Origin of the sequence: Croceifilum oryzae (genome assembly GCF_030814315.1) — a bacterium.
GTDB lineage: Bacteria > Bacillota > Bacilli > Thermoactinomycetales > Thermoactinomycetaceae > Baia > Baia oryzae.
Genome location: NZ_JAUSUV010000009.1, coordinates 98152 through 116061 on the forward strand (window position 1 = coordinate 98152; position 17910 = coordinate 116061).

General features: G+C 42.4%; 21 protein-coding genes. 2 read left to right on the forward strand and 19 right to left on the reverse strand.

From position 1 onward, the window contains the following. Positions 1-108 precede the first annotated feature (108 nt). From sigF to J2Z48_RS11315, 8 genes are all read right to left on the reverse strand, one after another. The gene (gene sigF, locus J2Z48_RS11280; RefSeq protein WP_307253592.1) at positions 109-870 is read right to left on the reverse strand and encodes an RNA polymerase sporulation sigma factor SigF; all 762 of its coding nucleotides are present in this window, start codon (positions 868-870) and stop codon (positions 109-111) included. A gap of 9 nt (positions 871-879) precedes the next feature. Beyond that, complete coding sequence (spoIIAB, locus tag J2Z48_RS11285) at positions 880-1338, reverse strand: anti-sigma F factor (protein WP_307253693.1); 459 nt, start codon at positions 1336-1338, stop codon at positions 880-882. Continuing rightward, positions 1338-1691: an anti-sigma F factor antagonist gene (gene spoIIAA / locus J2Z48_RS11290; protein WP_307253593.1), complete on the reverse strand. Its 354-nt coding sequence runs from the start codon at positions 1689-1691 to the stop codon at positions 1338-1340. Before spoIIAA ends, spoIIAB begins: the two co-directional genes overlap by 1 nt. Positions 1692-1814: 123 nt before the next feature. Continuing rightward, positions 1815-2975, reverse strand: coding sequence for a D-alanyl-D-alanine carboxypeptidase family protein (locus J2Z48_RS11295; protein WP_307253595.1), 1161 nt, complete (start codon positions 2973-2975; stop codon positions 1815-1817). 64 nt (positions 2976-3039) lie between these two features. Then, a complete protein-coding gene (locus J2Z48_RS11300; protein ID WP_307253598.1) occupies positions 3040-3810 on the reverse strand; it encodes an IucA/IucC family C-terminal-domain containing protein in 771 nt (256 codons plus the stop codon). 2 nt (positions 3811-3812) lie between these two features. Beyond that, positions 3813-4619 (reverse strand): ABC transporter ATP-binding protein, encoded by an 807-nt coding sequence (locus J2Z48_RS11305; protein WP_307253695.1) that lies wholly within the window; start codon positions 4617-4619, stop codon positions 3813-3815. A gap of 42 nt (positions 4620-4661) precedes the next feature. Next, on the reverse strand, positions 4662-5729 hold the full coding sequence (locus tag J2Z48_RS11310) for a FecCD family ABC transporter permease (RefSeq protein ID WP_307253601.1): 1068 nt from the start codon (positions 5727-5729) through the stop codon (positions 4662-4664). Further along, positions 5726-6730: a FecCD family ABC transporter permease gene (locus tag J2Z48_RS11315; protein WP_307253603.1), complete on the reverse strand. Its 1005-nt coding sequence runs from the start codon at positions 6728-6730 to the stop codon at positions 5726-5728. Before J2Z48_RS11315 ends, J2Z48_RS11310 begins: the two co-directional genes overlap by 4 nt. Before the next feature lie 151 nt (positions 6731-6881). Between J2Z48_RS11315 and J2Z48_RS11320 the strand changes: the two genes are divergently transcribed. Beyond that, entirely contained in the window at positions 6882-7847 is a 966-nt protein-coding gene (locus J2Z48_RS11320; protein WP_307253604.1) for an ABC transporter substrate-binding protein, read from the forward strand. Between the two features lie 128 nt (positions 7848-7975). Here J2Z48_RS11320 and J2Z48_RS11325 read toward each other — a convergent pair whose 3' ends face one another. From J2Z48_RS11325 to J2Z48_RS11375, 11 genes are all read right to left on the reverse strand, one after another. Then, positions 7976-9301 carry a pyrimidine-nucleoside phosphorylase gene (locus J2Z48_RS11325; protein WP_307253606.1) on the reverse strand — a complete coding sequence of 442 codons (1326 nt, stop codon included), beginning with the start codon at positions 9299-9301 and terminating at the stop codon, positions 7976-7978. A 4-nt stretch (positions 9302-9305) separates the two neighbouring features. Further along, positions 9306-10118 carry a purine-nucleoside phosphorylase gene (locus J2Z48_RS11330; protein ID WP_370872928.1) on the reverse strand — a complete coding sequence of 271 codons (813 nt, stop codon included), beginning with the start codon at positions 10116-10118 and terminating at the stop codon, positions 9306-9308. 30 nt (positions 10119-10148) lie between these two features. Further along, a complete protein-coding gene (locus J2Z48_RS11335; protein WP_370872924.1) occupies positions 10149-10970 on the reverse strand; it encodes a purine-nucleoside phosphorylase in 822 nt (273 codons plus the stop codon). Between the two features lie 22 nt (positions 10971-10992). After that, positions 10993-12168 (reverse strand): phosphopentomutase, encoded by a 1176-nt coding sequence (deoB, locus tag J2Z48_RS11340; RefSeq protein ID WP_307253615.1) that lies wholly within the window; start codon positions 12166-12168, stop codon positions 10993-10995. A gap of 82 nt (positions 12169-12250) precedes the next feature. Then, a complete protein-coding gene (locus tag J2Z48_RS11345) occupies positions 12251-12496 on the reverse strand; it encodes a DUF4227 family protein (protein ID WP_307253616.1) in 246 nt (81 codons plus the stop codon). A 59-nt stretch (positions 12497-12555) separates the two neighbouring features. Further along, on the reverse strand, positions 12556-13671 hold the full coding sequence (gene ald / locus J2Z48_RS11350; protein ID WP_307253618.1) for an alanine dehydrogenase: 1116 nt from the start codon (positions 13669-13671) through the stop codon (positions 12556-12558). Between the two features lie 97 nt (positions 13672-13768). Then, positions 13769-14248, reverse strand: coding sequence for a ferric iron uptake transcriptional regulator (fur, locus tag J2Z48_RS11355; RefSeq protein WP_307253621.1), 480 nt, complete (start codon positions 14246-14248; stop codon positions 13769-13771). A gap of 91 nt (positions 14249-14339) precedes the next feature. Beyond that, positions 14340-15008 (reverse strand): stage II sporulation protein M, encoded by a 669-nt coding sequence (spoIIM, locus tag J2Z48_RS11360; RefSeq protein WP_307253624.1) that lies wholly within the window; start codon positions 15006-15008, stop codon positions 14340-14342. Between the two features lie 182 nt (positions 15009-15190). Further along, positions 15191-15748 (reverse strand): hypothetical protein, encoded by a 558-nt coding sequence (locus tag J2Z48_RS11365; protein ID WP_307253627.1) that lies wholly within the window; start codon positions 15746-15748, stop codon positions 15191-15193. A gap of 122 nt (positions 15749-15870) precedes the next feature. Continuing rightward, positions 15871-17055, reverse strand: coding sequence for an endonuclease Q family protein (locus J2Z48_RS11370; RefSeq protein ID WP_307253698.1), 1185 nt, complete (start codon positions 17053-17055; stop codon positions 15871-15873). After that, on the reverse strand, positions 17052-17594 hold the full coding sequence (locus J2Z48_RS11375) for an NUDIX domain-containing protein (protein ID WP_307253630.1): 543 nt from the start codon (positions 17592-17594) through the stop codon (positions 17052-17054). Before J2Z48_RS11375 ends, J2Z48_RS11370 begins: the two co-directional genes overlap by 4 nt. 125 nt (positions 17595-17719) lie before the next feature. Between J2Z48_RS11375 and J2Z48_RS11380 the strand changes: the two genes are divergently transcribed. Further along, on the forward strand, positions 17720-17902 hold the full coding sequence (locus tag J2Z48_RS11380) for a hypothetical protein (RefSeq protein WP_307253633.1): 183 nt from the start codon (positions 17720-17722) through the stop codon (positions 17900-17902). The last annotated feature ends 8 nt before the right edge of the window (positions 17903-17910 follow it).

Sequence of the window (17910 nt, forward strand, 5' to 3'; positions counted from 1 at the left end):
AAAAGTAAAGGTATATTACCTTTATGAGCAAAATGCGGATTTGCTCTAGTTGAAAGCCTAAATGTAAATAGGAGCCACCCTACATGTAGGATAGCTCCTTGCAACGGACTAATTAATTTGAGATAAATCTTCTTTCATCCGGGCAATGATTTTTTTCTCCAGCCTCGAAACTTGAACCTGAGATATGCCTAGTCTCTCAGCTACTTCCGATTGTGTTTGATCCTTAAAATAACGCAGGTAAACGATTAATTGCTCTCGTTCGGATAGACGCTCAATCGCATCGTGTAACACGAGCTTATCAAACCATGATTTTTCGCTATCATCTGCAATTTGATCCATCAATGTAATCGGATCCCCATCGTTTTCATATACCGTCTCATGAATGGAAGTAGGGGCACGGTTAGCTTCTTGTGCGAATACGATCTCTTCCGGCTCAATTCCAATCTCTTTCGCAATCTCATGTAGCGTAGGGATTCGGTTTAGACGTTTCGACAGCTCATCCTTGGTTTTTCGTACTTTATTGGCCAATTCCTTCAAACTTCGACTTACTTTCACCATCCCGTCATCCCGCAGGAAGCGCTGAATCTCTCCGATAATCATCGGGACCGCATAGGTGGAAAACTTCACTTCATAACTAAGATCAAATTTATCTACCGCTTTAAGTAATCCAATGCTACCTATTTGAAACAAATCTTCTGCTTCATAGCCACGATTTAAGAAACGTTGCACAACGGACCAAACTAAACGAATATTGTGACTCACTAATCGATCTCGAGCCAACAAATCTCCTTGCTGGCTGAGTAGAATGAGCTCTTTCACTTCGGCATCCGACAAATGGTTATGCCGCTCTTTACGCACTTCCGCATCCATATGCTTCCCTCAATTCACTAACGATTGCTGAGATTGCGGAGTAAGCTGCTTGACTAGCTGAATCGTCGTACCTTCTCCTAGTTTGGAGTGAATCATCACTTCGTCCATAAAATTCTCCATGATCGTAAAACCCATTCCCGATCGCTCCAACTCGGGCTTGGATGTATAGAGAGGTTGCCTTGCTTCTGTTACATCTTCGATTCCTAAACCATAATCCGTAATCTGAACACAAATCTTCGTACCTTCGATTTCGGTGCGAATCAAGATTACGCCTTCTGGATTTTCCTCGTATCCATGAATAACTGAGTTGGTAACCGCTTCACTCACGACTGTTTTGATATCGGTTAAATCCTCTATCGTAGGATCTAACTGTGATAGAAAAGCGGCAACAGCCACACGTGCAAATGATTCATTTTCCGATCGAGCATTAAAGCATAATTCCATAAAGTTCGTATGTACCGGTTTCATCATGACGCCACCCCACATGCGGAAACTGCACTGCTTTCATCTTGAAACATTTGAAGAATCTTAAACAATCCCGACATCTCCATGATTCGCTCAATCGGAGGTTGTACGGAGCAGATGGTCATCTTGCCCCCCATTTGCGTCACTCGTTTATAGCGACCGAGGATTACGCCTAAACCAGAGCTATCCATAAATTCGAGTTTCTCCAGATTTAATACCAGATGAGTAACCCATTCGTGGTTTAATTCCTCTTCAATCACTTTGCGAACATGAGCCGCCGTATGATGATCTAATTCTCCATCCAAACGAGCGACTAACACGTTTTTTGATCGTTTTACATCTAAATGTAAAGCCAACTGAACCCCTCCTTCTCACTCAGGTGCTTCTCTTCTGTATGATGTTTTCTGCAAATCATTCCCATATCCTGCTATAAAAATAAAAAAGGAAACTAGCTTTCTGGCCAGCTTCCTTCAAGAAATTTACTTAAATACGTCTGTAAACACTTTTTGAATCGATTTCCAGAGGCTTGCTTCTTCGATGTCCCTTGAACTGGTGATCTCTAGATGCGTTACGACTTTTCCTTCTTTATTCGTAAAGTCGATTGTCCCAATCGTCTCTCCTTGCTTAATCGGGGCTTTTAACTCTTTAAACTGAACTACCTTTTTATATTGCTTTGGATCTTCGCCCTTCTTCATCAAGATCGACATGGAGTGATGTGCCCGAATCAAGATTTCCTCTGGATTCCCTTTATCGACTCCCACCTTAGCAATGAGATCCCCTTTTTTGTAGAAAGTGTAGTTGGTGTACTGGCTAAAGGCATAATCTAACATCTTGGAAATTTCCTGATTTCGCATTTTTGAATCAGGTTCACCCAGCACTACTGAAATGACACGGAAGTTATCACGTTTGGCAGTCGCGGTTAAACAAAAACGCGCCTCCGTGGTAAAGCCTGTTTTCAGACCATCTAATCCCTGGTAAAAACGAACCAGTTTATTTGTATTTACAAGCCAAAACGGCTTTTTCGAGTCTTGACGTAAGTAATCCTGATACAAACTCGTATACTTAGTGATCTCAGGGTGCTTCAATAACTCACGAGATAACAAAGCGATATCATATGCCGAAGAATAGTGATCTGCTACAGGTAAGCCGTTTGGATTTTGAAATTTAGTATCCTTTAATCCCAGTGCAACAGCGCGTTTATTCATCATCGCAACAAAGTTTTCTTCTGTTCCTCCGATATGCTCGGCTAGCGCGACTGAGGCATCATTTGCTGAACCGATAGCGACTCCTTTTAATAAGTCATGAACGGTCATCGACTCACCCGGCTCGAGGAAAATCTGAGAGCCACCTTTTGACGAGGCATTTTCTGAAACCGTAACCGAATCCGTCATCTTTAATTTCTTCTGTTCAATGGCTTCCATCACCAAAAGCATTGTCATCACCTTGGTAATACTTGCAGGCGGTAATTTTTCATGACTATTTTTCTCATAAATGACCGTTCCTGTATCTGCGTCCATCAATACAGCTGATTTCGCATTAGGTGCTAGATCTAATTCTGCCGCATGTACGATCGCTCGTGGTACAAACAAAGAGAGTACAAAGATTGAAATAAAAACAGAGATACTGATCCGTTTCAGCATCTAGCATTCCTCCTATTGTCTTAATGAGCATAGTGTCTCTCAGACAAACAGGAAGTATGCGAAATCAACCCGAGGATGATTCACGTGCACTACAATTTACCGGACAAGTCTTGCAATGTTTCGGCCGTAAGGATGTTAAATAAGCTAAGCAACAAGTCTTACGGTTATGAGCAAATTCTGGTTGCGAAAAGACAACAAAGGGGTTCGTTCCTTTTTGATCTAGGGATAAGGTAGGATCTAAAATGAGTGCCTGATAATCTTCCTCAATCTGTCTTTTCAATTCTATAGAAGAAACCTCTGTCACCATGGTTTGATACATCCACTTGATGTAGACATATACATTTTCCCATAGCGTCATTTCGGAAATATTAACAGAACTTCGGATTCCATTCGTCCATGGCGCGAAATGCTGTTGAAACATCCAGCGAAACAGCTCCGTTCGCTCGGAAGAGCGCTCCTCTGGATGTATTTCTTTCATTTCAGATAGGTCCATAACAATACTGGGAATCCATAACGAATCTGATTCAGGAGGGGTTAACAATGCCACATTCCAAGCTGAGCCTACTACTCTCTTTTGATAAAGGGAAAAAAGCGTTAACGGAATTAAGAAGGCGAAGCTAATTCTCTTCACCAACATCGAGCTAGCTACCGATAAATTAGCTGTTCCTAAAAGATCTTTGATTTGACGTAACACTTGTTCTCTAGGATTCTCTTCCAGCAAGTCACTTAGCGGAAAGCTCCATCCTTGTACTTCACTTTTAATCTCACTCCAAGATCGCGGATCGAGACGAAATCGAGTTTGTAACAAATGAAGCTCTTCCATCATCATGGACATGTCTATCCCTCCTTTCTAACAATGTTTCTCCCTTTCCCATGTGGGATTAATAAAGGGGTTCCAAAAATCGGGTCCGAAATAATCTCACAATCCATTTGAAATACATCCTGTACCAAACTAGGTTTCATAATATCCTCTGGTGAACCTTGTGCATAAATCTCTCCACTTTTGACAGCAATTAAGTGATCCGCATATCGACAAGCTAAATTGAGGTCATGTAACACCATAAGAATGGTACGGTTCTCTTGGCGATTTAACGTAAATAATAAGTCCAGAATGTCTACTTGATGTGTTAAATCTAGGTAAGTTGTTGGCTCATCTAGCAAGAGGATATCTGGATTCTGTGCGAGGGTCATGGCAATCCAAGCACGTTGCCTCTGTCCACCTGATAGTGAATCAACATCCTGATCTCGTAGTTCATCTAATCCCGTTGCTTCAAGTGCCTTATTTACAAGCTCCTCATCTTCAGTAGACCACTGACGAAGCATGCTTTGATAAGGAAATCGTCCTTGTTTCACTAACTGTAAAACCGTTAATCCCTCTGGAGCAACAGGACCTTGTGGCAGGATCGCCAGCTGTTTCGCGATCTCCTTCGTGGACATCTTTGAAATCATCTGTCCTTCCAGTAAAATGGTCCCGGTTTTCGGTTTTAGTAGCCGAGCCATAGAGCGTAGTAAAGTTGATTTTCCGCATCCATTACAGCCAATTAATACCGTAATCTTCCCCTTTGGAATCTCAACGTCCAGCCCATCTATAATAACTCGCTCTCCATATGCCAATTTTAATTGACTTGTCTCTAGTGCAATCATATCGTCAATCATCTCCTTACCCATCACGCCTATATCACCACGTTAGCCTCGTTCTCGAATTAATAAATAAATAAAATAAGGGGCTCCTAGGATCGAGATAAACACACCTGCTGGCACTTCCAACGGCAGAAAAAGTGTCCGCCCGATCGTATCAGCGAGTAATACGAGAAATCCACCTATTAAGGCCGAAATAGGCAAAAGAGCACCATAGTTAGAACCGACCAATCTACGAGCGATGTGTGGCGCCATTAGACCCACAAAACTAATTCCCCCGCCATACGCAACGGCGACTCCGGCTGTTAACGTACTTAAGGTAAGTAACCATAATCTTTGTTTTGAGACCTGACCACCTAAACCAACCGCAATTTCTTCTCCAAAGGCCTGAACATTTAACTGTCGTACCGAAAAGAAAGTACATAATATTAATAAAAGTGCGATCGGGACGAGTATCGATACATGATCCCAATTTGCGCCATATACCGAACCTGTAATCCACACATTTGCTTGGCTTGCACGGTAAATGACACTTTTCACCATAAATAAAGTCGTGAGCGCTTTCGTCAATGCCCAAACCCCGATCCCCATTAACACCAAGCGAACGGGTGACAAACCATTTTTCCATGCCAGACTATATAAAATCAGGGCCGCTATGAGAGCTCCGCATATCGCAATCAACGGAAGCCAATGAATGCTTACGATTAGTGCATTCGTCTTAGGATCGCTAAACATCCCTAAAAACATGACAACCGCTACACTCGCACCACCCGTGATTCCTAGTAAGTCAGGAGAAGCAAGTGGGTTTCGAACAATCCCTTGCAAAATCGAGCCTGAAATCGCTAGTAACATACCGACTAAAACAGCCACAATCATTCGAGGCAACCGAAACGATTCGACGACTAGCTTCGAAAATGCATTCGCATCCAAACCAAATATCACTTTCCCCACTTCAATCGGATTCACATATACCTCTCCTGCTCCCGCAGTCAGGAGAAACGTAACCATAAGGAGAACCGAAAAAATCGTGATCATCCAAAAGGAACGTTTTTCAAATAGAAGTGAGACTCGTTCTGCTTTCCCTCTACGTATTATCAACCATCGTTTCGTTTTCATGCCTTTCCTACTCCCCTACGTGCTACTGCTAAGAAAAATGGGATCCCGATTAATGCTGTCATCACACCTACAGGAACCTCTTCTGGCATCATGACAAATCGAGCGGCTATATCAGCCAGTACGAGGACAATCCCTCCGATCGTTATGCTAAAAGGAACTACCCAACGATAATCATTACCCACTAAGCCTTTGACAATATGAGGAACCATCACTCCAATAAAGCTAATCGGGCCTGCTACCGATACAGCACTTCCTGCTAGAAGAACGATCGAAACGAGTCCAAGCAATTTTACTAGCCACGTTTTCTGCCCTAAGCCCGTTGCCACATCTTCCCCCATCTGCAACACATTAATCGATTTTCCTAAGAAAAGAGCGATTAGGAATCCGATCGTCAAATAGGGAACTATCAATTGTAATAACTCTAATTTTCGCCCTTCGATCGAACCTGCTAACCAAAACATCACCTGATCCAGTGCAGATTCATCTAACACTAACAACCCTTGTGTCATCGAGGCAAATAACATTGCGGTCGCTGCACCAGCTAATGTTATTTTTAATGGAGACAGTCCTCCTCTTCCCATGGACCCTAATAGGTACACGGCAAGTGAAGTCACGGCAGAGCCCACTAATCCAATCCATAAAAACGCTTCCAATGAAGTAACCGAGAACAGCATCATCCCAGCAACGATAAAGAAGCTAGCACCTGCATTTACCCCGATAAAATCTGGGGACGCCATTGGATTACGGGTAAGCGCTTGCATCAATGCACCCGCAACCGCTAACGCCCCTCCAATCGCTACACCGATCAAAGCACGTGGCAAGCGAACCTCTGTCACCACTAATTGATCAAAAACGCCTGTCGGATGTGAAAAAGCTTGAATAGCCGTTTGAATGGACGTATCTGTATAGCCAAGTAATACACTACCTACCATACAAAGAATTAATACAAAAATAGAAATGATTAGTGTAAGCCATTTCCCCTGGTGCGTATGAATCTTCATTTCTTACTACATACTCCCCTCATGTGACCACAATGTTGTTTTTTAATAAGAATTATTTTTATTTTCTTTTGTTGACAGCTACACTAAATATTGATTATGATTCTCATTGTAATTGAAAATCATTTTCAAATCAACGGAGGGAATCATATATATGTTTTCACGATTTATAAAAAGTCGCTCTCTATTCATCTTAGCGAGCTTGCTTTTCATCGCATCTGCTCTTACAGCTTGTGGTAGTAAAACCACGACTGAATCTGGTAAATCAGATGGTCCAACTACTACGATTGAGCACGCAATGGGGAAAACAGAAATCAAGGGCACTCCTAAAAAAGTGGTTATTCTTACTAATGAAGGAACCGAAGCTCTACTCGCTCTAGGAGTAAAGCCGGTTGGAGCCGTACAATCCTTTACTGGTAAACCTTGGTATGATCATATTAAAGGTCAAATGGAAGGCGTAAAGGTGGTTGGCATGGAAAGTGAGCCAAGCCTTGAAACCATCGCTTCTTTAAAACCCGACTTAATCATAGGAAATAAAATGCGTCACGAGAAAGTGTATGAACAATTAAAAGCAATCGCACCCACTGTTTACTCAGAATCACTACGAGGTGATTGGAAAGCAAACTTCAAATTTTATGCGAAAGTATTAAACAAAGAGTCAGAAGGACAAAAAGTACTTGCTCAATATGATGAGAAGATTGCCCAATTAAAAGGTAAATTGGGAGATAAGCTAAAGAATAAAGTTTCCATGGTTCGCTTTATAACAGGAGATGTTCGTATTTACCATTTAGATTCATTCTCTGGAGTGATTCTAAAAGATCTCGGATTTGCACGTCCTGAGTCACAAAACAAAAATGACTTAGCTGAGCGTGGTGTAGGCAAAGAACGCATCCCTGCGATGGACGGCGACTACCTATTCTACTTCACTTATGAAACAGGCGATAACAAAGCAACAGACCTCGAAAAAGAATGGTTGAAAGATCCACTCTTCCAAGGACTAAACGCAGTGAAAAACAAAAAAGCATTCAAAGTAAGCGACACGATCTGGAACACCGCTGGTGGCGTTCTAGCAGCAAACCTCATGCTTGACGATGTAGCGAAATTCTTTGAAGTAAAATAGGGATTCATCAGAAAAAGGTACCCACAGAGCAATGTGGGTACCTTTTATCATATCTCGCTTTCCATTCACTTATTAGAAAAGCCAGCTCCTCTCGCTTGTAGGCGATTGGGCTGGCTTCCTTTACGTATTTATACTTTTTGCACACCATCTTCTGTAACAATGCAACGTATCAATGCAGGTTCTTGAACTTGCTCAGAATCAATCTGGATCGCTTGACGCAGACGAGACTGTACCTCATCAAGGTTATCTTTTGCGTTCACATAAAGGGTTGCGATCGCTTCCTTGTCAGAAACCGAATCGCCCACTTTCTTATGAAGCACGATACCTACTGCGTAATCGATCACATCATCTTTCGTTTCACGACCAGCGCCTAATCTCATGGCACAGAGACCCACTTCTTCAGCGAGAATACGTTGTACAAATCCAGATTTCTCAGCGAGGACTTGGATTTTCTCTGCTGGTTGCGGAAGAAGTTCAGGATGATCGACGATCTCTGCATTTCCGTGTTGCCCTTTAATAAACTCACGGAACTTCGCAAGGGCACTACCGTCCTTCACAACACCCTCTAGCAAACTACGTGCTTCTTCAGTTGTTTTCGCACGACCTGCAAGGATCAGCATCTGAGAACCGAGGACAAGCCCTAACTCGTGAAGATCTTCCGGACCTTCTCCTTTAAGGGTATCGATCGCTTCCTTTACTTCAACAGCATTTCCGATCGCATAACCTAATGGTTGGCTCATGTCACTGATAACAGCGATTGTTTTTCGGCCTACTTGCTTTCCGATTGCCACCATCGCTTCTGCTAGTTTAATCGCATCTGCTTCCTCTTTCATAAAAGCACCGTCACCGGTTTTTACATCGAGAACAATCGCGTCTGCACCCGATGCAATCTTTTTACTCATAATCGAACTCGCAATGAGGGGAATGGAGTCAACCGTTCCTGTTACATCGCGAAGGGCGTAAAGCTTCTTATCCGCAGGTGTTAAGTTTGCTGTTTGGCCCACTACGGCTACTTTGCTGTTATTCACTAGCTGGATAAACTCTTCAATGTCAAGCTCCGTAGAAAACCCTTGGATCGCATCTAACTTATCGATAGTTCCACCTGTATGCCCGAGTCCTCGTCCAGAGAGCTTCGCTACTGGAACACCTGTAGCTGCTACGAGTGGGACCAATGTTAAAGTAGTCGTATCCCCTACGCCACCTGTGCTATGTTTATCTACTTTGATTCCATTAATCTTAGAAAGATCAACTTGTTCACCAGACTCTACCATTGCCATGGTGAGGTCTGCCGTTTCTCGGTCTGTCATCCCTTTGAAGAAGATTGCCATAGCAAACGAAGACATCTGATAATCTGGGATTTCTCCCGCAGAAAAACCTTCTACAAGAAAACGAATTTCTTCTGTCGATAATTCGTGTCCATCCCGTTTTTTGCGAATTAAAGAAACTGTGTCCATCCACTTACACCTCTTTTAAAATTCCCTGAACCAAATTCATGAAGATTGGTTTGGTACGATTTGCTACTTCTACTACTTGTTCATGAGTAAGCGGTTCGAGTGCTTCTCCAATCGCCATGTCCGTGATACAAGTGATCCCTAGCACCTTCATCCCTGCATGACGGGCTACGATTACCTCTGGGACAGTCGACATCCCGATCGCATCTCCACCCATATTACGTAACATAATCAGCTCTGCCGGTGTCATATAAGCTGGGCCACTAATACCAGCATATACCCCTTGTTGAACGGTAACGCCTAGATCGGTCGCTACACGCTTCGCTACCTGCACTAATTCCGGGGTATAGGCAGTCGACATATCTGGGAAACGAGGACCTAGTTCCGCAAAATTAGGACCGATCAATGGATTGGAACCAGTCATATTAATATGATCCGTAATAAGCATGAGATCCCCTGCATGGAAATCTGCATTCATCCCACCTGCTGCGTTGGTTACGAGCACCGTTTCAACTCCGAGCGCTTTCATCACACGCACTGGGAAGGTTACATCTTGTTGGCTGTAGCCTTCATAGAAATGAAAACGACCTTGCATCGCGATGACTTGCTTACCTGCCAAAGTACCTAACACTAACTGCCCTGCATGACCTTCTACTGTGGATACAGGAAAATGAGGTACTTCATCATATTTGATCGTAATTTTATTTTCTACCTTATCTGCCAGATCACCTAAGCCAGAACCGAGGATCAACCCAATTTGATAAGTTTGATTTGTTTTGCTTGAGATAAACTCTTTCGCCTCTTGGATAAGTTGGATCATATTCATCGTTGCACCTCGAAATGTAAGATTTTAGATGTTGCGCAAGATCCCTTTTACCAGATTAATAAACTGAGATCTTACTAGCTCTGTTGTCTCCATAACTTCATCGTGGGAAAGAGGTTGCTCTAAGATTCCTGCTGCCATGTTGCTAATGCAGGAGATACCTAAGCAACGAATCCCAGCGTGACGAGCAACAATTACTTCAGGCACAGTTGACATTCCAATCGCATCTCCACCTAGAAAACGGCACATACGAATCTCTGCTGGCGTTTCATAAGTAGGGCCAAGAAGTCCGATATATACACCTTCTTGGAATTTCACTCCCTGCTCTATTGCCACTTTGCGAGCCATTTCACGTAGCTCTGGATCATATGCAGTCGACATATCTGGGAAACGTACCCCTTGCTCTGGATCGTTAGGCCCGATCAATGGGTTTTGGAACGTCATGTTGATGTGATCCTTAATGAGCATAAGGTCACCAGGTTCATAGGAAGTATTCACTCCACCAGCCGCGTTAGTTACGATGATCTTTTCGACTCCTAACTCTTTCATCACACGAATGGGGAAGGTTACCGATGTTAATGGATGTCCTTCATATAGATGAAAACGACCCGCCATTACTAATACCGGTTGATCTTCTAATGTACCTACCACTAGCTCACCAGCATGCCCCTCTACTGTAGATTGTGGAAAATGAGGAATATCATTGTAAGGAAGTTTCACAGGGTTTTCTACTTCACCAGCTAGTACTCCTAAACCAGAACCTAAAATAAGGCCAATTTTCGGTTGAACTTGGATTTTGGATTGAATCCATTCTGTTGCTTCTCGGATATTTGATTGATTTTGACTCACGTCAGCACCGCCTATCATTTATTTAAGGTAATTCTTTTAAGAAACTAGTTCCATAAGGAGAGGTTACTCCAAAGTTCTCAGCAATGGAAGCACCAATATCAGCAAATGTTTCACGAACACCTAAATTTGTACCTTCTGTTATCGATGGACTATATACGACAAGTGGCGTATATTCACGAGTATGATCGGTTCCGTGGAAGGTTGGATCGTTCCCATGATCCGCTGTGATAATCAAAAGATCGTCTTCGCGCAGATTTGCGAGAATCTCAGGCAAACGAGCATCAAATTCTTCTAGCGCCCGGCCGTATCCCTCTGGATCACGTCGATGCCCAAATTTAGCATCAAAATCGACTAGATTGGCAAAAGCGAGACCGTGGAACTCCTGTTTCGCCACTGCTAACACTTGATCTACTCCATCCATATTGTCTTTGGTATGGATCGAGCGAACAATTCCTTCTCCTGCATAGATATCGGAGATTTTACCAATCGAGATTACTTCTTTACCAGCCTCTTGCAAATGATTCAAAACAGTTTTAATAGGTGGTTTCACTGAATAATCACGACGATTGGAAGTACGTGTAAAGCTTCCTGGGCTTCCGACAAATGGACGTGCAATCACTCGCACTACGCAATATTTCTCATCTAGCGTTAGTTCTCTTGCTACTTCACAAATTTTATATAGCTCTTCTAGTGGCACGACTTCTTCATGCGCTGCAATCTGGAATACGCTATCCGCAGAAGTGTAAACAATGACGGCACCTGTCTTCATGTGCTCTTCACCAAATTCATCTAACACTTCTGTGCCCGAGGCAGGTTTGTTACACAAAACCTTGCGACCAATCCTTTGCTCAAACTCCTGAATCAGTTCGCTCGGAAAGCCATCTGGATAGGTTTTAAACGGAGTCTCCGTGATAATGCCCATAAATTCCCAATGACCCGTAGTGGTATCCTTACCACGTGAAACTTCTTTCATCCGAGCATAAGAAGCTTGCGGAACATCAGCAGGTAAGACCCCTTCTACTGCTTCAATATTTCCAAGTCCTAACTTCGACATATTGGGCATAGCTAATCCATTTACATGTTGTGCTATATGACCTAATGTATGAGCGCCGACATCATTATATAAATTGGCATCTGGTAATTCGCCAATTCCAACACTATCCAAGACAATGAGGAAGACACGATTGTATTTTCTCATGTCTAATCCCCCTCTCATATGTTGTTGATAAAAAAAGAATCATCCTATTTTGTTAGGATGTTTACAGAAAATCTTACTATTCTTATTCCCCAATCTCATAAAACCATAACAGGCGCTCTCGGACTAGTTCGGAGAATGTCACTTGAGATGTTTGTCTACCATAGTCTGAAAATACCTTTACCGCATCGCCGATTGGTTCTTTATAGATCGAATTTGGTTCAAACATCTCGGTAAAAAAACTCATCACTTGATAGAGAAGAAGGGTGAACAAGACAAATAATAATAAAAAAGTCAGCCATTGCTTGATCCGTCTGGTGGATATAATCATAAGTAACTCGTCCCCCACCCATTTTTTATCAATGTATGGGTAGGAGAACTGATTTATTCTTATAAAACTTCTTCAAGAGGCGTGTAAGTCAAGTTCAAGCTTTCTGCAACTGCTTGATATGTACATTTTCCTTGAATTGTGTTTACACCAAGCGCCAATGGTTTACTCTCCGCTAAAGCACGTTCTACTCCTTTATTGGCGATCTGAAGACCATAAGGAATGGTTACATTGGTTAACGCGAGCGTAGAAGTACGAGGAACCGCACCTGGCATGTTCGCCACTGAGTAATGAACCACTCCATGTTTTACGTAAGTTGGTTCACTATGTGTGGTTACACGGTCAATCGTTTCGATCGAACCACCTTGGTCAATGGCAACGTCCACGATAACGGAACCAGGTTGCATTTGTTTTACCATCTCTTCGGTCACCAAACGAGGGGCACGACGTCCTGGGATGAGTACCGCACCAATGAGCAGGTCTGCTTTCTTAACTGCTTCTGATAGGTTGTATGGATTGGACATCAAAGTTCGTAATTTCCCATCAAATTGATCGTCTAGTTGACGCAGACGGTCTGGGTTCACATCGAGGATCGTTACGTTCGCACCAAGACCCACAGCCATCTTCGCTGCATTGGTACCCACGATTCCTCCCCCTACGATTACGACCTCACCAGGAAGAACCCCCGGTACACCACCTAATAGCACGCCCTTTCCACCATGTGGCTTTTCTAAAAAAGAAGCACCAATTTGGACAGACATACGACCTGCTACTTCACTCATCGGGGTTAATAAAGGAAGAGATCTATTATCTAACTGGATAGTTTCATAAGCAATTGCCGTTACTTTCTTCTCCATGAGTGCCGCTGTTAATTCTGGCTCAGGAGCAAGATGGAGATATGTAAATAAAACAAGCCCTTCGCGGAAATATCCATATTCCGTAGGTTGTGGTTCTTTTACTTTCAAAATCATATCGGAGTTTGCCCAAACTTGTTCCGCACTGTCCACAATCTGAGCACCATGGGAAGCAAAAACCTCGTCAGTGAAACCGCTTCCAATTCCTGCATCTTTTTCTACCATAACCGAATGACCCGCCGTGATGAACGCATCTACGCCACCAGGAGTAATCGCAACCCGGTTCTCGTTGTTCTTAATTTCTCTAGGAATTCCAATTCTCATAATGAACCTCCTTCAGCATCAAACCTATCTTAACACTTTCCAATTGTACTTAAAACCTAAAAATCACCAAAAAGAAGTGAGAGCCATTACTAGCATCTCACGTTACTTTCGAACCTATTAATTTTTTTGGATCAATTGCCTGACCTTTGCAACGATAACAAATTCCGTGGAACGTCAAACGATGATCCAAAATTTGAAAATGGAACTCCCGCTCGACCCGCTGTTCAATAGACCCCAGTAAATCTTCCATAATCTCATCAACAGAGCCACAATTTAAACACATTAAGTGATGATGGTGATGTTCAGCTCCCTCAGCACGAAACTCATATCGGGTCACACCATCACCAAAGTTCAGCTTATGAATGATGTGAAGATCGCTAAGTAGTTCCAACGTACGATAAACGGTCGCAAGCCCAATCTCAGGTGCCTTGTCCTTCACCAACAGGTAAACATCCTCTGCGCTCAAATGATCATCTTCATTTTCAAGTAAAACACGCACAGTCGCTTCCCGTTGGGGGGTTAGTTTATAATTGTGGGCGGATAATTGTTGTTTAATTTGATTTACTCGTTTTTCCACATCCACACCCCCCTCAATCTACTCAACATTATATGAGAGATATACGGGAAAAGTCAAACCAACTAAAAGAGATTATCACATAATAATTACTTTAAACTAAAGAGAAATGTGGCAACATAAAAGCAAGTTCAGGCAGTGATCCTCTCATGATCATCGGTGAGAGATACGCCTCAACAAGAGAAGAGATCATCATGAGACACGCCATCATCACGACAACTCCACAATACGAAACAAATTTGGGATAAAGCGAACCTCGATGCGCAATAATATGATTTTTTACTAAGTCTACGGAGAAGTAAACTCCCACTACCGAGACAATCATCATAGCAGGAATCACAAACAGATTCGTAGGCACGATAGAAACAAAAGCAAACCATAATCCGGTCCATGAAAACTGTTGAACAAGAAAGCCAACTGTAAAGCCAATCACCATTCCTTTAAAGAACAAAAAGAGGCATAAAATAGGGATTCCGATCACTGATAAACCTAATAACCACATCAGGCCAATTGTTTTCAAATGCTCTCCGATCGAATGTTGTAGGGCAACTTCGGAATCAGCAATACTCCCTCTCCCTAGTTCTTTAAAAAAGTGTCCCAAATAACTAGATAGTCCCGTACGTTGTGTGGCAGTCAACATGTTTACGATAACCGCTCCAAAGACAACCCCTGTCAAAAACAAGACGACTACAAAAATATAGAGCGATTTTTGGCTCTGTACATGAGCTTGTATAGCTTGACTCCAGTAATGTTTTCTTCCCATTGATCCGTCCTCCTCACTCTCTTAAAACAATTCTATGAGAGAAATGAGAGAGATATGATCAATTTAATAGATTTGCAAGATAGCTGACCTTGAAGACTGCTTATTGATGAAAACCAGAAGAGTCGCAAGTGTGATAATTCAAACTTGCGACTCTTCTGTAAACCGGATTAATATTCTGTTTGTTATGACGGGAAATAATAATTATTATTTAACAAGGACCCCGTATAATAAGTAAATGCGGCCGCAATCGAACTCATCAGACCTGGTGCATCCATAGTAGAAGACCATCCATATGTATAGGCAATTTGTGCAAAAACAAAGGGAAACCCAACCGTAAAGAGCAAGATCACTTTGGCACACCAGCCACAAAGCAATAGATTTTTACGGTACATCACACCCAAAAGGGCATTAATCGCAAAGATGGCCATAAGTACAAACTCTAATCGAACATCCACATATGCTTTTCCTAAAAACATAATTCCAAAAAAACAAGCAACGTACACTTGACCCAAAATCATCAAGATACTAACTCGTCTCGTATAAAGTTGATACATGACTACAATGATATTATTTACAAGTACACAGCAACCTAATCCAATTACCACGGCTACCCAAAAGTCCGACCAATCATAGATCGACGCTAATAATACACCAAAAGTTAGCGGTAGTAAAAATAGAACCCAAGAGTAAAGCGTATATCGAGTTGCTGTGAGTGGAATGTGTCCTTCTGTGTGATTCATCCACATCACCTCTTCTATCCCTAGTGAAAGAACATGATTTAACAGAATAATTGTATTATATCATTTTTACTAGAGAAAAGTGGAATGAATTTGGAGAATCGAAATAATTTCGTCCTCCAAATTCATCTAAAAACCGATTGCTTCAGTTTTCCATACGTTCCCCCACCACCTTCGACTAAATCTACCATTCCTTTCCTAGACAAGTCGATATAATGAGCGATTCGATCCCCCACAACACTTTGTAAATCGTTTAACTTAGCTCGATGAAGGATATTCATCTCCGTTCCAAATACAGAAAGCAGACGATCAATCGTTTTCTTCCCTACGCCCGGTAGAAACTCCAAGGGAATTTGATGAATATAAAGGGGTCTATGATCTGGATGTTGCACAGACTGATCCGCAAGCTGGGCAATTCGATCCGCTACTCCTAAAACCGTTTGTACATGCCTACAGCTAGGACAAATCCATTTGCCTTTATCCATCGGTATGGCTTGCTGACACTGGTCACAAATCGTTTGATAGTACTTACCTAATTTGGGACTCAGCCCATAGTTGGTCATCACTTTACGTTGATCGATTCGAAAGAGAGCCCGCTTCATCTCCAGAAAAGAAGCTTCGGCAACATGAAATTCATTGTATTCTCTTGCTATCTTAGGGAGCGAGTGAGCATCGGAGTTAGAGACAAATGTGAGAGACTGTAACTCGGAAATTTGATCTGCTACATTTGTATCCGCACTTAATCCTAACTCCACTCCTGCAATATCAGAAAGAGGGAACAGCGATTCTAGTGAGTAACTAGCACTCCCATACACACTTTTAAAAGGGGTAAATATATGAGCTGGGATTAAAAATCCATCTAATTCTTTTATTTTTTCTAGCAAGACAGAAGGATGTACATAAAGGCGCTGTGTACTTAATTGTACATTTTTCATATATCCACTCAACCAAAGACTTAACTCCTTCATTTGATCAAGTTTCGGTACGTACACAAGCACATGAAACAGCCCATGATCCCCGCGCAACTCTAACTCTGCCCCTAGCAAACAGGTCGTCTGTCCGTAGATAATCCCGCCATCTGAATGCTCTCGAAAGATCCCTGATCCAATCCCCTCTTGAATTTCTTCTAAAACAGGAGGAGACTGAGCATCAATGATTCCAATGCATTGAAGACCTTTCCGATCGGAAGCTTCTTGAAGGATATTCCGAAACGTTAAGTTTTGAGCAGCCGATATTTTGACCGGTTTATTTGTTTGCGTTCGACCAATATGAATATGCAAATCCGCAAATAGGTTCGTTAAAACAGTCATGACTGGTGTTGTTGGTTCTGCCAAAATAAGATAGCTGCTACGGTTTTTGCATCACAAATATCTCCACGTGAGATAGCCTGAAGGCATTCTGGAAGCGTCCACTCTACCAGCTCCACAAACTCATCTTCATCTAGGTTTACTTGCCCTTTGCTTAACTCATCCGCTTGATAGAGATGGAGATATTCATCCGCAAATCCTGGAGATGTGTAGAATGAGACCAAGTGATCCCATTTCTCTGCACGATAGCCTGTCTCTTCCTCTAGTTCACGCTCTGCACAAACTTGTGGATCTTCTCCGGATTCTCTCTTACCTGCTGGGATTTCATAAATCGTCTTTTCCAATGGCTTTCGAAATTGACGTACTAAAATGATGCGATCTTCTGGCGTAATGGCTACAACGGCTACTGCTCCAGGATGCTTCACAATTTCTCTATTTGAAGTGTTTCCATTTGGCAATTCAACCTCGTCAACTTGGAGAGAAATGACTCTACCTTTAAAAATAGATTGAGTCGAAATCGTTTTTTCCTCTAAATTCCTCATGCAATCGCAACCTTTCGGCTCTTAATATTCCTCTATTATACACAAAAATATATTTCAAAAAGGGTATATTTCCTTCGGTTTTAGCGTATCCCGTTAGAAAAGACTTTTATTAAGGGTGCGAAGATATGGAGAAGAAAATATTTGCGAACGGCATCCGCCTATCCGGAACCGTCCAAGAAATTCGAGATACACTTCAAGAATGGGGGCACCTTCCGATCACGCTTCAAGAATTGATCGAAGCTCATCATGCAGGGAGACCCCACCTGATTCCGATTCGATCCAAAATAGGAAATAGAAAACCCAGCTAACCACACAA

Excerpts from the sequence above, each read along its gene's own strand:
- sigF (WP_307253592.1), bottom strand. The coding sequence starts at position 870 with ATGGATGCGGAAGTGCGTAAAGAGCGGCATAACCATTTGTCGGATGCC.
- spoIIAB (WP_307253693.1), bottom strand. The coding sequence starts at position 1,338 with ATGAAACCGGTACATACGAACTTTATGGAATTATGCTTTAATGCTCGA.
- J2Z48_RS11295 (WP_307253595.1), bottom strand. The coding sequence starts at position 2,975 with ATGCTGAAACGGATCAGTATCTCTGTTTTTATTTCAATCTTTGTACTC.
- J2Z48_RS11300 (WP_307253598.1), bottom strand. The coding sequence starts at position 3,810 with ATGTCCATGATGATGGAAGAGCTTCATTTGTTACAAACTCGATTTCGT.
- J2Z48_RS11305 (WP_307253695.1), bottom strand. The coding sequence starts at position 4,619 with ATGATTGCACTAGAGACAAGTCAATTAAAATTGGCATATGGAGAGCGA.
- J2Z48_RS11310 (WP_307253601.1), bottom strand. The coding sequence starts at position 5,729 with ATGAAAACGAAACGATGGTTGATAATACGTAGAGGGAAAGCAGAACGA.
- J2Z48_RS11315 (WP_307253603.1), bottom strand. The coding sequence starts at position 6,730 with ATGAAGATTCATACGCACCAGGGGAAATGGCTTACACTAATCATTTCT.
- J2Z48_RS11320 (WP_307253604.1), top strand. The coding sequence starts at position 6,882 with ATGTTTTCACGATTTATAAAAAGTCGCTCTCTATTCATCTTAGCGAGC.
- J2Z48_RS11325 (WP_307253606.1), bottom strand. The coding sequence starts at position 9,301 with ATGGACACAGTTTCTTTAATTCGCAAAAAACGGGATGGACACGAATTA.
- J2Z48_RS11330 (WP_370872928.1), bottom strand. The coding sequence starts at position 10,118 with ATGATCCAACTTATCCAAGAGGCGAAAGAGTTTATCTCAAGCAAAACA.
- deoB (WP_307253615.1), bottom strand. The coding sequence starts at position 12,168 with ATGAGAAAATACAATCGTGTCTTCCTCATTGTCTTGGATAGTGTTGGA.
- J2Z48_RS11345 (WP_307253616.1), bottom strand. The coding sequence starts at position 12,496 with ATGATTATATCCACCAGACGGATCAAGCAATGGCTGACTTTTTTATTA.
- ald (WP_307253618.1), bottom strand. The coding sequence starts at position 13,671 with ATGAGAATTGGAATTCCTAGAGAAATTAAGAACAACGAGAACCGGGTT.
- spoIIM (WP_307253624.1), bottom strand. The coding sequence starts at position 15,008 with ATGGGAAGAAAACATTACTGGAGTCAAGCTATACAAGCTCATGTACAG.
- J2Z48_RS11365 (WP_307253627.1), bottom strand. The coding sequence starts at position 15,748 with ATGAATCACACAGAAGGACACATTCCACTCACAGCAACTCGATATACG.
- J2Z48_RS11370 (WP_307253698.1), bottom strand. The coding sequence starts at position 17,055 with ATGACTGTTTTAACGAACCTATTTGCGGATTTGCATATTCATATTGGT.
- J2Z48_RS11375 (WP_307253630.1), bottom strand. The coding sequence starts at position 17,594 with ATGAGGAATTTAGAGGAAAAAACGATTTCGACTCAATCTATTTTTAAA.
- J2Z48_RS11380 (WP_307253633.1), top strand. The coding sequence starts at position 17,720 with ATGGAGAAGAAAATATTTGCGAACGGCATCCGCCTATCCGGAACCGTC.